Origin of the sequence: Brevibacillus composti, assembly GCF_016406105.1 — a bacterium.
Taxonomy (GTDB): Bacteria; Bacillota; Bacilli; order Brevibacillales; family Brevibacillaceae; genus Brevibacillus; species Brevibacillus composti.
In genome coordinates this window covers 3,762,693-3,778,927 of sequence record NZ_CP066308.1, presented here as the reverse complement: position 1 = coordinate 3,778,927, position 16,235 = coordinate 3,762,693, and the positions used below count along the sequence as shown (strand labels likewise).

At 56.1% G+C, this 16,235-nt stretch carries 13 protein-coding genes; 12 read left to right on the top strand and 1 reads right to left on the bottom strand.

The genetic code is table 11. The features are described 5' to 3' along the window. Positions 1 to 66 precede the first annotated feature (66 nt). Complete coding sequence (locus tag JD108_RS19015) at positions 67 to 417, top strand: DUF2512 family protein (protein ID WP_198827522.1); 351 nt, start codon at positions 67 to 69, stop codon at positions 415 to 417. A 371-nt stretch (positions 418 to 788) separates the two neighbouring features. After that, entirely contained in the window at positions 789 to 1,661 is an 873-nt protein-coding gene (locus tag JD108_RS19010; protein ID WP_198827521.1) for a DMT family transporter, read from the top strand. Here the strand turns inward: JD108_RS19010 and JD108_RS19005 are convergent. After that, entirely contained in the window at positions 1,656 to 2,525 is an 870-nt protein-coding gene (locus JD108_RS19005) for an SDR family oxidoreductase (RefSeq protein WP_228728208.1), read from the bottom strand. The genes JD108_RS19010 and JD108_RS19005 overlap by 6 nt on opposite strands. A 361-nt stretch (positions 2,526 to 2,886) precedes the next feature. On the opposite strand from JD108_RS19005, the gene coxB reads away from it, so the two are divergent. The 10 genes from coxB to JD108_RS18955 all read left to right on the top strand — a co-directional run bounded on the left by coxB (position 2,887) and on the right by JD108_RS18955 (position 16,187). Next, entirely contained in the window at positions 2,887 to 3,912 is a 1,026-nt protein-coding gene (gene coxB, locus JD108_RS19000) for a cytochrome c oxidase subunit II (RefSeq protein ID WP_198827520.1), read from the top strand. A gap of 82 nt (positions 3,913 to 3,994) precedes the next feature. Then, on the top strand, positions 3,995 to 5,842 hold the full coding sequence (gene ctaD, locus JD108_RS18995) for a cytochrome c oxidase subunit I (protein ID WP_198827519.1): 1,848 nt from the start codon (positions 3,995 to 3,997) through the stop codon (positions 5,840 to 5,842). Next, complete coding sequence (locus JD108_RS18990) at positions 5,842 to 6,468, top strand: cytochrome (ubi)quinol oxidase subunit III (protein WP_198827518.1); 627 nt, start codon at positions 5,842 to 5,844, stop codon at positions 6,466 to 6,468. The genes ctaD and JD108_RS18990 overlap by 1 nt, the downstream gene beginning before the upstream one ends. A 4-nt stretch (positions 6,469 to 6,472) precedes the next feature. Beyond that, positions 6,473 to 6,787 carry a cytochrome C oxidase subunit IV family protein gene (locus JD108_RS18985; protein WP_198827517.1) on the top strand — a complete coding sequence of 105 codons (315 nt, stop codon included), beginning with the start codon at positions 6,473 to 6,475 and terminating at the stop codon, positions 6,785 to 6,787. A 161-nt stretch (positions 6,788 to 6,948) separates the two neighbouring features. Then, positions 6,949 to 7,839, top strand: coding sequence for a cytochrome c oxidase assembly protein (locus JD108_RS18980; protein WP_198827516.1), 891 nt, complete (start codon positions 6,949 to 6,951; stop codon positions 7,837 to 7,839). Between the two features lie 47 nt (positions 7,840 to 7,886). After that, positions 7,887 to 8,345, top strand: a complete 459-nt coding sequence (locus tag JD108_RS18975; protein WP_198827515.1) for a DUF420 domain-containing protein — start codon at positions 7,887 to 7,889, stop codon at positions 8,343 to 8,345. Positions 8,346 to 8,470: 125 nt separating this feature from the next. Beyond that, positions 8,471 to 9,406: a heme o synthase gene (cyoE, locus tag JD108_RS18970; RefSeq protein ID WP_198827514.1), complete on the top strand. Its 936-nt coding sequence runs from the start codon at positions 8,471 to 8,473 to the stop codon at positions 9,404 to 9,406. Between the two features lie 162 nt (positions 9,407 to 9,568). Further along, complete coding sequence (locus tag JD108_RS18965; RefSeq protein ID WP_198827513.1) at positions 9,569 to 10,474, top strand: COX15/CtaA family protein; 906 nt, start codon at positions 9,569 to 9,571, stop codon at positions 10,472 to 10,474. Positions 10,475 to 11,280: 806 nt separating this feature from the next. Further along, entirely contained in the window at positions 11,281 to 12,531 is a 1,251-nt protein-coding gene (locus JD108_RS18960; protein WP_198827512.1) for an exonuclease SbcCD subunit D, read from the top strand. Further along, entirely contained in the window at positions 12,528 to 16,187 is a 3,660-nt protein-coding gene (locus JD108_RS18955) for an AAA family ATPase (RefSeq protein ID WP_198827511.1), read from the top strand. The genes JD108_RS18960 and JD108_RS18955 overlap by 4 nt, the downstream gene beginning before the upstream one ends. The last annotated feature ends 48 nt before the right edge of the window (positions 16,188 to 16,235 follow it).

Here is a 16,235-nt window from a genome sequence, read left to right as displayed (position 1 = left end):
TGAAAGAGTAAGTGTTCCGGCCTGCGGGCATACTGTGAACACCTGATCGAAGGAGGTTTCACGCCCGTGGACGGATTGCTCGTCAAGCTCATCGCGGGTCCGCTGTTGGTCATCCTGGCTGATGCGCTGTTTCCCGAGGTCAACTACGCCTCTCTCTACCAATCTATCGGTGTGGGGCTTGTGATTGCGATTGCCGGACATCTGCTGGAGCTGCTTCTGCTCCGGCGAGGCACGCTCTGGATGAGCACAGCACTTGATCTGATCGCGGCTTTCCTGATCGTCTGGCTGAGCGGCATCCTGTTTGCGGATGCGCGAGTGACGCCGATCGGGGCCGGCTTTGCCGCGATACTGGTAGGGGTGGCGGAACATCTGCAGCACATCCGGCTGATCAAGAGCGGACGCACGGAAAAAGGATAGGAAGCACTGGCTCGACACAAAAAGAACATGCCCGTCCGGGACATGTTCTTTTTTGCGTGAACCTGCGTGCGCGGGCCGAATCTGCCGTCTTGATCGAGTTCAAACCGGTTTACGGAACGGGGACGTCCAGTGATTTGCTTTCAAAACGAGCTGGAAAAAAGCACTCTGCCTGTTCGGGAAGGAAGAAAGAGGGGGAACTGGACGCGAGATTTATTCTTTTGACAGGGAAAGCTGTTCTGGATATGCTAAATTACAAAATCTTCAGTATATGTGAACTGACAGCGAGAAGAGAGGGGTCGCAGTGAAAGCCATCTTGCTTGGACTGATTGCATCATTTTTTTTTCGCATTTACCTTCGTCCTGAACAGGGCGATGGAATTGGAGGGAGGAAGCTGGATCTGGAGCGCGTCGCTTCGTTTTCTTTTTATGGTTCCTTTCCTGCTGGCGATCGTGGGTCTGCGGCGGAACCTGCCGGAGCTGTGGCAGGAGATGCGGGCGCAGCCCCTGCAGTGGCTGCTTTGGAGCACCGTCGGCTTTGGCCTTTTTTACGGGCCGCTCAGCTTTGCCGCCGCATACGGACCGGGCTGGCTTATCGCCGGGACGTGGCAGGTCACGATTATCGCCGGCTCACTCCTGGTCCCTTTATTCGGGCAAAAAATCCCGCTCAAGGGCTTGGCCATGTCGATGATCATCCTGGCCGGAGTCGCCCTGATGCAACTGCATGAAGCAAAGCAACTGGGCACAACCGAAGTCGTCTACGGGATCCTGCCGGTCGTGATCGCGGCATTTGCCTATCCGCTGGGCAACCGAAAAATGATGGCGCTGACCAGCGGCAGGATCGACGCGTACCAGCGGGTGCTGGGAATGACGCTGGCCAGTTTGCCCTGCTGGCTTTTGCTCGCCTGTTTCGGCGCTGCCACTGCCAGGATGCCGAGCGCGAGCCAGATTACGCAATCCCTGCTGGTCGCCCTGACTTCGGGGATTATCGCTACCGTCGTCTTTTTCCAGGCTACCGATCTGGCCAAGGGCAATCCGGTGCAGCTGGCGGCGGTGGAAGCGACACAGGCAGGAGAAGTGGTCTTCGCCGTCCTGCTGGAGGTGGCGATTCTCTCGGCGGCGCTGCCGTCTCTGGTCTCCAGCGTAGGGATGATGATCGTGATGATCGGGATGGTCCTGCACAGCTACGTATCCCACGCCGACCAAAAGACGTCGCTGGCTCCGGCGACTAAAAGGGCCGCTTCATGAACGAGGCGGCCTCATTTTTTGGATCACGATGCTCTCCAGCCAGCGCCAGGGGAGCCACTGCTTCATCAGGAGGGAGAAGCGCACGCCCCGGCCGACCGGATAGCGGAGCGCCGGACGCGGGGATGTCGCAGCACGGATGATCGTCCTGACCACTTCATCCGGGGCGGGGGCGCTGGACGCGATTTGCTCGACCCTGGCTGTGAGCGCCCTTTGTTGTGCGGCATAGGGAGAAGAGGCAGGCGAAGCCGATTTCTGCAGTCCCTTTTCCCAGATGGCCGTCCGGTACGACCCCGGCTCGATCAAGACGACGTGGATGCCGTACGGAAGCATCTCCAACCGGAGGGATTCGCTGAAGCCTTCTACCGCGTGTTTGGAGGCGGCATAGGGAGCGAGACCGGGAAAGCCGAACCTCCCGCTGATGCTGCTGATGTTGATGATCGTCCCGGACTTTTGGGCGCGCATATGGGGCAGGACGGCCCGCGTGACTGCAATCAGGCCAAAGACGTTCACTTCAAATTGCTCCCGCCATTCATCCAGCTCTACTTCCTCTGCGAATCCGCCGCTGGCGAAGCCCGCGTTGTTGACCAGCAGGTCGATTTTTCCGTAGCGTCCGACGGCCTGGGAGACGGCCGCATTCACTTCATCAGGCTTCGTCACATCCATCTGGATGACTTCCAGCTTGTGAGCGACACCACTCTCGGCGGCATGCTTGTCCAGCCCGCCTCTGCGAGACAGATCCCGCATGGTGGCGATGACATGGTAGCCCACCTGGGCCAGGGCGACCGCTGTCAACAGGCCAAACCCGCTGGAGCAGCCGGTGATGAAGGCGGTTCGTTCTTTGATTCTACCGGGCATCTTTTTCATGCCGTGCACCTCGATTCGGCTCATGACAAGCGAAGGATTGGAATCTTGCGAAAATGTTCATAAATTTGTTAACAGAATTATAACAAAAGGCCTCCGATATCCAGATAAATTTATGTATACTGAAAGGGCTATCTCCTACAAGACAGCAGGTTTCTGCGGCCCTTACTCCTTTTATACATGTGCCTGCGTGCATATGCCAGTGTGCCAAGGTTGCTATTCCTTTACTCTATTGGTTATCATAGGGGATGGAAAGTAGCAACCAGGGCTATTTTTTGGCAGTCGGAGGAGTATGAAATACGCGCTGGTGTCGTCTCTCGGTGGCATGGCGTAATCAACATGAAAGAAAGAGGGGTTCATTGGTATGAAGAGTTGGCAACAATCTTGGCGTCAGCTTTTGCTGTTTGGGTTGCTGGCGTTGGCGCTGACCGGTTGTGGCAAAGAAGAGCTCTCGGCACTTCAGCCGCAAGGGCCAGTAGCCGCCATGCAATTCGACTTGATGAAGCTGACGACCATCATCATGACCGGGGTCTTTGTCGTCGTTATTCTGATCCTTACCTATGTCCTTATCCGTTACCGTAAGCGTCCTGGACAAACCGGCATTCCCAAACAAGTGGAAGGCAGCCATACGCTGGAAGTGATCTGGACCGTCATTCCGTTCCTGCTGCTGATTATCATGGCGGTACCGACTGTTACAGCCGGTTTCTCGCTGGGTAAGGTATACAACAGCGATGAAGCGCTTCAAGTGCGGGTTACGGCTCACCAGTTCTGGTGGGAATTCGAGTATCCGGATCTCGGCGTAGCCACTGCCCAAGACCTCGTGATGCCAGTCGGACAAAAGGTTCAATTCACCCTGACGTCTTCTGACGTTATGCACGCATTCTGGATTCCGGCACTCGGCGGCAAGATCGACACGAACCCGGGCCTGGATAACAAAATGTGGCTGCAAGCGGACAGAACCGGTACTTTCTACGGGAAGTGCGCGGAGCTCTGCGGTGCCTCTCACGCTTTGATGGACTTTAAAGTCGAAGTGATGGAACAAGACGAATTTGCGCGCTGGATTGAAAAAATGAAAGGCGTGCAAGCGGCTGAACCTGCTGCGCCTGCAAGTGCATTGGCTTTGGAAGGGCAACAAATTTTCAACAAGAGCTGCTTGGGCTGTCACGCTGTAGCTGGCAAAGGTGGAAAACTGGGGCCGAACCTGACCAACTTCGCGGATCGTCACCTCATCGCAGGTATCCTCGAGCACAATGAACAAAATCTCGCTGATTGGCTCAAAGATCCGGAGAAAGTGAAGCCGGGCAACCTGATGCCGAACCTGAATCTGGATGACCAGCAGGTAAAAGCTTTGGTCGAGTACATGTCTACTTTGAGTGTGCAGGATAAATAAGAGTTGCCTTCACTCAACTGTTGGTTTCTTTTCTAGTATGTAACCGTCATGAGGCAGTGACGCTTAAAAAGGAGGTAAAACCGTGTCTGCACATGCTTCTCATGCACCTAAGCGGTCAGGAATTCTTGATTGGCTCACTACCGTGGACCATAAAAAAATCGGGATTCTCTATTTGATTGCCGGTGGATTCTTCTTCTTGCTCGGCGGTATTGAAGCCCTTCTGATTCGCTTGCAATTGATGTACCCTGGACTTGATCTCGTCGGTGCAAAGACGTTCAACGAATTGATCACCATGCACGGAACTACAATGATCTTCCTGGCAGCGATGCCGATCATCTTTGCACTAATGAACGCCGTCGTGCCGCTGCAAATTGGGGCCCGCGACGTAGCGTTTCCGTTTGTAAACTCTCTTGGTTTCTGGCTCTTCTTCTTTGGTGGAGTGCTGATTAATACGAGCTGGTTCATGGGCGGTGCGCCTGATGCCGGTTGGACATCCTATGCTACTCTCGCCTTGAACCAATACAGCGCAGGCCACGGCGTCGACTTCTACGTCCTCGGTCTGCAAATCGCCGGTCTCGGTACGCTGATTGGCGGAATCAACTTCCTGGTTACGATCATCAACATGCGTGCGCCAGGAATGACCTTTATGCGCATGCCGCTGTTTACCTGGTCTGCGTTTGTAACATCCGGTCTGATCCTGTTCGCTTTCCCGGCGATCACGGTTGGTCTGGTGCTTCTGATGTTTGACCGTCTGTTCGGAGCGGCGTTCTTTAACCCGGATGCGGGCGGTAACGTCGTGATCTGGCAGCACTTGTTCTGGATCTTCGGTCACCCCGAAGTATACATTCTGATTCTGCCGGCGTTCGGTATCATTTCCGAGGTCGTCAGCACATTCTCTAAAAAGCGCCTGTTCGGTTACAGTTCCATGGTATTTGCGACTGCGCTGATCGGATTCCTCGGATTCATGGTGTGGGCGCACCACATGTTCACAACCGGTATGGGTCCTGTGGCCAATACGCTGTTTGGTTTGGCGACGATGCTGATTGCCGTTCCGACAGGAATTAAGATCTTTAACTGGCTGCTCACGATGTGGGGCGGACAGATCACGTTCCCTACCGCAAACCTGTTCGCAGTAGGATTCATCCCTACGTTCACCATCGGTGGGATGACTGGGGTTATGCTGTCCATTCCGGCGGCAGACTACCAGTACCATGACACGTACTTCGTCGTTGCTCACTTCCACTACGTCATCGTCGGTGGTATGGCATTCGGTCTCTTCGCCGGTCTCTACTACTGGTGGCCGAAAATGTTCGGCAAGATGCTGAACGAAACACTGGGCAAATGGAGCTTCTGGACCTTCTTTATCGGGTTCCACCTGACGTTCTTCCCGCAGCACTTCCTCGGACTGATGGGGATGCCGCGCCGCGTGTTTACGTTCTTGCCTGGCCAAGGCCTGGAGTGGGGTAACTTTATCAGTACGATCGGGGTATTCGGCATGACGATCGGTACACTCCTGTTCCTGATCAACACCTATGTCACCGCGAAAAGCGGCAAACGCGCTCCTGCGGATCCGTGGGATGGCCGCACGCTGGAGTGGTCGATTCCATCTCCGCCGCCTGAGTACAACTTTGCGCAAACTCCGCTCGTGCGCGGACTCGACGCCCTGTGGGTGGAGAAAATGGCAGGAAACAAAGGCATGCTGCCAGCCGAGCCGCTTGGTTCGATTCACATGCCGTCCGGCTCCATTCTCCCGTTCATCATGTCCGGCGGTCTGTTTATCGCAGGGTACGGTTTCATGTACCACAACTACGTTCTGGTCGGTATTGGCATGGCTATCTTCTTCGGTTGCATGATGGTTCGTTCGATTAAAGACGATCCTGGCTACCATATTGATCCGATCGAGCTCGATGAGAAGGGGGTTAAGGCGTAATGGCGACACATCACGTATCTACGGTTCTGCCTGACGAACCGGAAAAAGCCACCCTCGAAGGGAAAAATAAGATCTTAGGCTTCTGGCTCTTCCTCGGGGGAGAGACCGTCCTGTTCGGTTCGCTGTTTGCGACGTTCATCGCTCTCCGCGACCAGGCAAACGGCGGTCCTACTTCGCAGCAGTTGTTTGACATGCCGCTCGTCGCGGCAGCGACCCTGATCCTCTTGACCAGCTCGCTTACCAGCGTGTTTGCCATTCTCGCCCTGCACAAGCATGACCTGAAAAAAATGCAGGCGTGGATGACGGTAACCGTTCTTTTGGGTCTGGGCTTCCTGGCTTTGGAGATTTACGAGTTCGTTCACTACGTCAGCATGGGTCATAAAATGACGTCAGGTGCATTCGGTTCTGCTTTCTACACGCTAGTTGGTTTCCACGGAGCACACGTGTTGTTCGGGATCATCTGGATCCTGACCATCCAGCTTCAGACCGTGAAGAAAGGCTTGACGGTGGTAACCGCTCCGAAGTTCTATGTAGCCAGCTTGTACTGGCACTTTATCGACGTCGTATGGGTATTCATCTTTACCGTGGTATACCTCATGGGTATGATCGGTGGAAAGGTGGGATAAGACGATGGGAGCACATGTTCAAGATGAACCACGCAAGCCGAAGGTGAAGCAGGATGGCGCGAAGAAGCATGTGATTGCCTTTATCGCATCGCTTGTCTTGACTGCACTTGCTTTTGCGGCTGTCGGATTTGAAGTGGTGCCGACCGGCTTTACCGTACCGTTTATTGTAGGCCTTGCCTTTGTCCAGGCGATGTTTCAATTGTTCTTCTGGATGCATATGGATCAAAAGGGCCACGAGTTCGCACGGATCGCGATCTTTGTAGGAACCTCCTTCATTTTAATCGCGATCATCGTATTTGTTTTCTGGGTTTGGTGGTAAAAGTGCAAAGAGGCTAGACGTTTCCCGTCTGGTCTCTTTTTTTCCTTGATTGTCAACAGATTGTTCATTTTTAGAAGAAGAACTTCCCCTGCATTGACGGTATAATAGAGATTGTATAAAGGGCAACCTTTCTAGTAAGAGAAAGGAGGATAAAGGAACCCATGCATCATCATCATCAACATGGCAATCCCATCGAAGCGGGGATTGGTTCATTTTCAGATATGTGGAGTCCGGGCGTCATTTTGTTCACCATCTTGCTGCTCATTCTGTATTTTGCCCTGACTGGACCGATGCGTCACCGATTTGCTGATTCCAGCCCGGTTCCCGGAAAACAGAAAGCGCTTTTTGTTTTGGCCATGCTGGTTTTCTACGCGGGAGCGGGAAGTCCGATCAACTACACGGGTCACCATTATCTGTTCAGCATGCACATGCTGCAGATGTCCTTGTTGTTCTTTGTATTGCCGCCGCTTCTGATGGTCGGCATACCGGGATGGCTGTGGACCGTTATCTTCCGCAAAGAAAGAGTGAGAGCTGTCCTGCGTGTTCTGACCAAGCCTCTGGTGGCCGCGGTCGTCTTTAACTCGCTGCTCTCTTTTTACCATGTGCCGTTCATTCTTGATTTTGCTTCCCTGAACCATGACGCGATGAATGCTTTCCATGGGTTCTTGTTCTTGACGGCGTTTTGCATGTGGTGGCCGATTATTCACCCGCTGCCGGAGGAAAAAATTCAGCTGGCGGGTCTGAAGAAAATGGCGTACCTGTTTGCAAACGGGATCCTGATTACGCCTGCTTGTGCACTTATTATTTTTGCCGGTCATTCGGTCTACGAGCATTACTCCAATGCTCCGCAGCTTTTCGCCAATTACACGCCTTTCATGGACCAGCGCCTGGGCGGCATTTTGATGAAGCTGATTCAAGAAATGACGTACGGTTTTGTTTTGTACCACATCTTTACGAAATGGCGTCAAGAAGAGAAGATGAACGATCTGCCGATGGAGCGGCAATCGGAGAATCAGCTCGATGTCTTGACACCGGCTCCTGACCGAAGCTGAGTGCTTGCCTTGCAGAGAAAGAGAAAGCTGTGATTCGAGGTGTCGATATGCATATTTTACTGCCTACGATCAGTACGACCTTCATCGCCATCAGCGGCATACTCGTCGCCTTCGGCTGGTATTTCATCCGCAGCCGCCAGACGGAGAAACACATCAAGACGATGAAGTGGGCGGCGGTCTGCGCGACCATTTTTTTCATAACGTATGTATCCCGAACCGCATTGGTAGGCAATACGCTGTTTGGAGGTCCGGACAGCGTACGCATTTTCTATCAGATCTTTCTGCTGTTCCATATTGTTTTGGCTACGGTAGGCGGAGTGATGGGGCTTGTCACGCTGTACTACGGGTATAAAAGGAAGTACGACAAGCACAAAAAGATCGGTCCGTGGACGTCGGTTGTCTGGTTTGCTACTTCCATTACGGGCGTTACCGTATACACCCTGCTTTATCTGATCTATCCCGGCGGTGAGACGACCGGGGTGCTGGATGTGATTTTTGGCTGGTAGGCTGGGCACCCTTCCAAGACATTCGACTGTCGCAAGTTGACGTGCTTCGATTGTTTTCATACAATGGGGGTTAGTTTATCAGCTCGTGTGAAAAGGATTTTGTTATGAGACAGGAGGTACAAAACGTGGACCAGCAAGTGACGATGCAGGAATCGATCGAAAGCGATTCCTCTGTAAAGTCCATACCGGCACAAAGGGCCACTTGGAACGATTATGTACAGCTGACCAAACCGGGGATCACCATGTCCAACTTGATGACCACCTTTGCGGCTTTTTGGCTTGCCTCGTTTGGTCATCCCAATTGGCTGCTAGCCCTGTGGACGATGCTTGGGACGGCTTTGGTAATCATGTCCGGTGCGACATTGAATAACTTTTACGACCGCGATCTCGATAAGAAGATGAAACGCACCCAGGACCGTGCGATTGCAGCCGGTCGCATTTCTCCACGGAATGCGCTCTTGTTCGGGATTGTCCTCTTGCTCCTTGGCCTGTTTGTACTCGCCTATTTCGTCAATCCGCTCGCAGCCGTATGGGGACTGATCGGTCATATTTTTTACGTACTGATCTATACGCCGATGAAGCGGGTTACGACTTTGAATACAGTGGTAGGCGGCGTGTCCGGCGCAGTACCGCCGGTGATCGGCTGGGTAGCCGTGACGAACAATATGGATCCGGCAGCGTGGCTTCTGTTCTTGATCCTGTTCCTGTGGCAGCCGCCGCATTTCCTCGCGCTCGCCATGCTGAAGACCGAGGAATATCGCGCTGGCGGCATTCCGATGCTGCCTGTGGTGAAAGGCTTTGAAGAGACCAAGCGGCAAATGTTCATCTGGGGGGCTGTGCTGCTTCCTGCATCCATGCTGCTGTTCTTCTACGGAAAAACAGGGTATCTCTACATGGTGGTCATGTCGATCATGGGCCTGATCTATCTAGCGCTGCTGTTCCAGGGTTTCAAGGTGAAAGACGATCTGTCCTGGGCACGCAAACTGTTCGGGTACTCGATTCTCTATTTGACCGTTTTCTGTGCCGTCATCGTGGTCAGTGCGATGCTCTATTATTTTTGACACGCAACGATCACAAATGGAGTTGGAACATCCCTTGCATGGCAGGGGATGTTTTATTAATGTGAATAAGGGATAGGTGTTCTCTGTACGAAAAATATGGAGATTGTTCGGAAAAGAAAGCGTTTTTTCGAACCGTCTCTTTCGAAGTCAGGTGTAACAAAAATGGACAAATGGCTGAAACGGTTGGCGATCGCATCGACCTTCATTACCTTTTTGGTGATGATCGGCGGTTCTCTGGTAACCAAAACCGATTCCGGTCTGGGCTGCGGCAATGATTGGCCTCTCTGCAACGGTAGATGGGTACCGGAATATACGCTGGAATCAATGATCGAATACATGCACCGCTTCGTCACGGGGATCACGGGCATCGTCGTCGGGATTTTCTCGATCCTCGCCTGGAGGCGGTACCCGCGTAACCGGGAAGTGCGCGGGCTGGTCATGTTTAGCATGTTTTTTCTCATTTTGGAGTCTCTGCTCGGGGCGTCCGCGGTGATTTGGCCGCAATCCTCGGCGGTGATGGCGCTGCACTTTGGCTTCTCCCTGTTGGCTTTCAGCGGGGTGCTTCTGCTGAGCATCTTCGTCCTGCAGCGCGACAAGGTGGAGCGGCTGGTGCAAGGGACGGTGTCGCCGGGCTTTCGCAAAGGCATCTGGGGAGTGGCCGTCTATGCGTACATCGTCGTCTACTTGGGGGCGTATGTCCGCCACACCGGCTCCAATCTGGGCTGCAGCGACTGGCCGCTGTGCCAGGGCAAGCTGATTCCGCAGCTGTCCGGCCAAACCGGGATTCACTTTTTGCACAGGGTGGCGGCACTCTTGCTGTTTGTCGTCCTGACCATCGTCCTGGTGTACGTGATCCGTCATTTTAAAGAGAAGCGGCGAGATTTGTACGTGGCGGGGATTTGGGCCTTTATTCTGATAGCGGTACAGGTCCTGAGCGGTGGATGGGTCGTGCTGTCCAGACTGACGCTGTACTCGACGATTTTCCACTCCGCCGTGATTACCTGTCTGTTTGGAATCATCTGCTATATGTGCCTGCAGTCGCTGAAAGGGCCGGAGCGGAAAAAGTAGAGTGTTGTTTTGGCCGCTTTTATGTGTATCATCCGTTGGGTTATAGGAAGCCGTCTGCCTGGATTGTACAGGTAGGCGGCTTTGTCTGTCTCTCATGTAACGGGGCTGCAGAGAGAAGAAGCATGTTTCCCTGCTTAGCTCCGGGTTCCGCCCCGCGGGGAAGCATGCACTGTCCGCTCCGTGACGATTTGCGGGGGAGGCGCAAAAGAAGCAAAGCTAACGGGGACATCCCACGTTGCGCTCCTTTTCCCCGCAAATCGTCACGGAGCTGGGCAGGGCTTCACAGTCGCACCGCAGGGAAACATGCTTCTTCATGTAGCCGTTGGATAAAAGATGTGTGAGCGAAAGCTGCGTGGAAAAAGAAATAAACGACTTAGTAAGAACGCAAAAGGCCTAGAGAAGAACGCAAACGACTTGAGAAAGGCGCCTCTAAAATACAGCCCGAAAAAAGCAGCCTGTTCCGAAGAAGAAGCATGTTCCCATGCGCAGCGACTTTGCGGAGCTCGGCTGAGCGGAGCAGCGGCCCGCGGGAAATAGGGGCGAAACGTGGGATGACCCCGTGAGCACTGTTCCTTTTGAGCACCCCCGCGGGCTGCTGTGGAGCGGACAGTGAGTCATCCTGCACGGCGGAGAACGGAGCCTAGCAAGGGAACATGCTTCTTCTCACTACAGCCCCGTTGCTCGATATTTAGGAGTATCCATTTCTCGTCCCAGTGGCGATATTTAGTAGCACCCAAAGGCTCGGCCATAGCCGGGTTTTCTATGATACAATACAGGCAAACACATGATCGGGAGAAGGTGGTTTTTTGCGTATCTTACATACGGCCGATTGGCATTTTGGCAGACAACTGGAGGGACGTGACCGGCGCGAGGAGCAGGCCGCGTTTGTGGACGAGCTGTGCCGGATCGCAGAGGAGAAGCAGATCGATCTGGTGTTGATCGCGGGCGACGTCTACGACTCGGTCAATCCCCCGGCGTGGGCTGAAGAACTGTTTTACGATGCGCTGGAGCGGCTGTCCGCAGGAGGACGGCGGGGCGTGGTCGTCATTGCTGGCAATCACGACCAGCCGGAACGTGTCCGGGCGGCGGCGCCCCTCGCCACCAAGCAGGGAATTGTCCTGCTCGGTCTGCCGAAAGAAGCGCCGCTCCTCTCCGGCAAAGAGGCGTCAACCGAGAAGGTCCGCGTGATCGCGGGCGGTCCATCCTGGCTGGAGATGTCTGTTCCCGGCGTGGATCATCATGCGGTGATTCTCGCTTTGCCGTATCCTTCCGAAGCCCGCCTGAAGGAACTGCTGAGCGACACCTTTTCACAGGAACAGCTGCAGCTCGCCTTTTCCGAGCGGATCCAGGCGCTCCTCGCCGAACTGTCGGTCCATTTCCGTGACGATACCGTCAATCTGGTCACCAGCCACCTGTTTGTGATGGGCGGCAGAGAGAGCGATTCGGAGCGGCCGATCCAAATCGGCGGAGCGCTCACCGTATCCCCGTCGGCTTTCCCGGAAAAGGCTCACTATGTGGCGTTGGGCCATCTGCACCGCCTGCAAAAGCTGGGGGAGAAGCCATTGATCCGCTACAGCGGCTCACCGCTGGGGTACTCTTTTTCCGAAGCGGGACAGAGCAAGGCCGTCGTCATCGTCGAAGCGGTTCCCGGCGAGGCGGTCCAGGAAGAGATCGTCTACTTGAGAAGCGGCAGACCCTTGGCTCGCTGGAAGGCTACGGAAGGGATCGCCCAGGTGGAAAAATGGCTGGAAGAAGGCCGGGATGCCGGAGCCTGGATCGATTTGGAGCTGCATGTGTCGGATGTGATCGATCCGGCGGAATTCCAGAGGCTGCGAAAATTGAGCGATGATTTCATCAAAATACAGCGCGTCGTGGTGCGCGAAGAGGAAACCGACCAGGAGCGGGAGCAAAAGCGCCAGGGGTTGGGCGAGCTGTCACCCGATCAGTTGTTTCGCCGCTTTTACGAGCGAAGACGGGGGGCGCAGCCGGATGATCAGCTGGTCACCCTGTTTCAGCGGCTGCTCAGCGAGACGGGAGAAGAGGAGGGGAGAAAATGAAGCCGATTCGTTTGCGACTGGCAGGCTTGCACAGCTATCGGGAGATGCAGGAGATCGATTTCGAAAAACTGTGCGAAGCTGGCCTGTTTGGAATTTTTGGTCCCACGGGCAGCGGCAAGTCAACGATTCTCGATGCCATCACCCTCTCTCTGTACGGACAGGTGGTCAGATCGGGCGGAGGAAGTCACCCCAAGGAAGTGCTGAACCAGCTGGAGCAGCGGGTCACCGTATCGTTTACCTTCGAGCTGGGGGCGGATGAGAAGCGGCAGCGGTACACCGTTGAACGGGAATTTGGCCGCAATAAAAACGGCAACTGGAAACAGCCGGAAGCCCGTCTGATCCGGCATGCGGCCGATCCGGAGGAAGAGGATGCGGTACTGGAGTCAAAGGCGACGTCGGTGACGTCCGCAGTCGAGAGCCTGATCGGCCTCACCTTGCAGGATTTTACCCGCGCCGTGGTGCTTCCGCAGGGACAGTTTTCCCGCTTCCTGACCCTGAAGGGGAGCGACCGCAATGAAATGCTGCAGCGGATGTTCCATTTACATATCTACGGTGAAAAATTGAGCGAGCGGGTGCGCGCTTGCCTCGACGCGGTGCGGGAGCGAATCCATCAGCTGGAGCTGGAGAAGGCCGCACTGGGAGAAGCGGGTCCCGAAGCATTGGAAGCGGCCCGGCAGACGTGGGAAGAAGCGGCGGAAAAGGAAAGGAGCTTTGCCCAGCAGCGGGACAGCATGGAGAAGACCCTGAGGCAGCTGGAACAGCTCTATCGGTGGCAGGGGGAGCTGGAGGAGGTCCGCGTCCGGCTGAGCGAGCAGCTCGCCCGGCAGGAGGAAGCGGCCGGCTGGGAACGGCTCTACGGGCAGTTGGAGGCCAGTGTCCGGCTATGGCCGCAGGTGGAGCAATACGACCGCCTCGATACGGAATGGAGCGGGAAGGCGGCGGAATTGGAAGCATCGCGGCAAAAACAGGAGGAGGTCCGCTCGGCTCACCAACTGGCCGAGGAGGCATACCTTCACAGTCAGTCCGCCCTCCAGCGCGAAGAACCGCTGCTGATCGAGAGAAAGAGCAGATTGATTCAGGCAATCGAGTGGGAGGATGAGCTTCAAACTCTCCGGCAAGAGTGGAACAAGCTGGAGGAAGAGTGGCAGGGAATCGCTCAGGAACTCCCCCTCCTGGAGGTGCAGCTGTCGCGCGACAAAGAACTGCTCGCGCGCTGGGATCAGGAGCGGGCGGAGCTGGACAAAGCGCTGGCGGAAGTGCAGGTAAAGCCCGAGTGGCGGGAGCGGATCCACGCTCTGCGCGACAGCAAACAGCACTGGGAACGGATCGAGACGCAGCGCCGGGAGTTGGCCGGGGAGCGGGAAGCCGTCTTCACCGAGCAGACGAAGTCTGCGGCGGAACGGGAAGCCGCCCGATTGGCTCTCGATGAGAGCAGCGCGGCACTGGCGGAGGTCAGAGCGAAGCTGGCCGAGCTGGATGAGCACCCTCCCATGAGCGACAGCGAATGGCAGGAGCTGCTCGACACGTTGTCTCACATGAAGCAGTGGGGACGGCAGTGGCGCGAGCAGGAGCAGGCGCTGGCGGCATGGGAGGAGGGCTGGCGAGAGCTCGCCGCTCAACGGGAGCTGGCGGCAGCTCGCCTGCTGCATGCTGAGCGGGCGCTGAAGGAGGCGGAAGCGGCACTCGGGGAAAGACAGACTCTCCGGGAGAAGCTGCGAAGCGAGTGGGAGCACTATCAGGAGGCCAATATGGCCAGATTGCTGCGTGACCGCTTGACGGAGGGCGAGGCATGTCCCGTCTGCGGCTCTGCGCACCACCCTTGGCGCGATGAAGCGGATGGAGAGGCGGCCACTGTCTCTGCCGACAGTCAGATCGGCGAACGGTTGCGCCAGCAAATTCGCGAGACCGAGGAAGGGATTCGTCTTGCCGAACAGCAGGTCAGGGCCGCATCGGAAGCCTGGCATCAGGCCAAGGGGGACATCGCGGTGCTGGACCAGCGTGCCAGCGATTTGCAGGAGGAGCGGTCCAGGGTGGATCAGCGCATCCGGGAGATTCGCGCAGAGTGCAAGGCGCGCGGCGAGCTCTGGGCGGCAGCGGATATCGGCGAGCTGTTGCAGGTCTATCAGCGGGAGGAGCGGCGTTTCAAAGAGGAATCGGAGAAGCGGGAAGCCTTCCGGGCGAGCCGGGAGGCCTTGCAGAAAACGGTAGAGGAGTGGCGCGAGAAAGAGGCAGAGCATCGGCATCTGCTGGAGCGCCGCACACTGCTTTGTGAACAGCAGGCGCAAAGAGCCGCGGAACTGTCCCGCAAGATAGAGGAAATCAGTGCGCAGGCGGAGGAAGCCAAGCGGCGCTTGGATCAACTGCGGGGGGAGATCCCCTACGAAGAGATCGACACATTTTGGCAGGCGCTGGGACAACGCGACCGCAAGGCCAGTGAGCTGCAAAAAATCCGGTCGGACAAGGAGGTCCAGCATCAAAAGCTGCAGGGCGCCTATCAGGAGGCGGTCACCCGTCATACCGCGCTGCAGTCCCAAGAGACCATCCTGCGCGAGCGGCTGGACGAGCGCAAGCGATTGTGGCTGCAAAAGCACCAGCAATGGCAGGAGCGCACAGGCGGCCAACCGGCCAGGGAGCAGCTTGCGCTCGTGGAGCGCTCGCTGGAGCAGCTACGCGCCTCCCTCGGGGAAGCGGAAGCCCGGCGCAAACAGGCCGCGGAAGCACGGGAAGAGGTGCAGAATCAGGTCCTCAAGCTGACCGAGAACTATGCTCATCTGACCAGACAACGGGCTGAGGCATGGGAACATCTGAACCGGGCTCTGGCAGAAAGCGGTCTAGGCACAGTCGAGCAGGCTGGCGAACTCTACCGGCAGCGGGAGCAAAGGGAACTGCTCAAGGAGCGGCTCAACCAGTACCAGTCGGAACTGGCCCGCTTGCGCTATGACGAGGAGCGTTTGCTGACTGCGCTGGATGGACGTTCCGTCAGCGAGGAGGAGTGGCAGGCGGCCAAGCTGGCCTGGGAGGAGGCGGAGAGCGGCCACCAGACCGCCAAGGAACAGGTGGCGGTAAGCCGGCAGGCATGGCTGACGGTTGAACAAAACCACGAAAAATGGGTGGCGCTGCAGGCCCGGCTGGACGAGGAAACGGATGAGCAAAGCCGTCTGGAGGAATTGAAAAAACTGCTGGAGGGGAAGGCGTTTGTCCAGTTTATCGCCGAGGAAAAGCTCGTCTCGATCGCCAGAGACGCCTCCTATCACCTGATGCGGATGACCAAAAACCGCTATGCATTGGAGATCGGCGACGGCGGGGAGTTCGTCCTGCGCGACGAGGGAGCGGGAGGCATGAGACGGCCGATCAGCACCCTTTCCGGGGGAGAGACCTTCCTCACCTCCCTCTCGCTTGCGCTTGCGCTCTCCATGGAGATTCAGATGCGGGGCGGCCGCCTGGAGTTTTTCTTTTTGGACGAAGGCTTCGGCACGCTCGATCCGGAGCTGCTGGAAGTCGTCATGGACGCGCTGGAGAGGCTGCGCATGGATGACTTCACCATCGGGGTGATCAGCCATGTGCCGGATATACGTGTACGCATGCCGCGCAGACTGATCATCACGCCAGCGGAACCGATGGGGGAAGGAAGCAAGATCCGGATGGAGACGGAGTAGCCACGGATACATGGCATGATGATAGACACGGGTAGTTTACAGATTGGA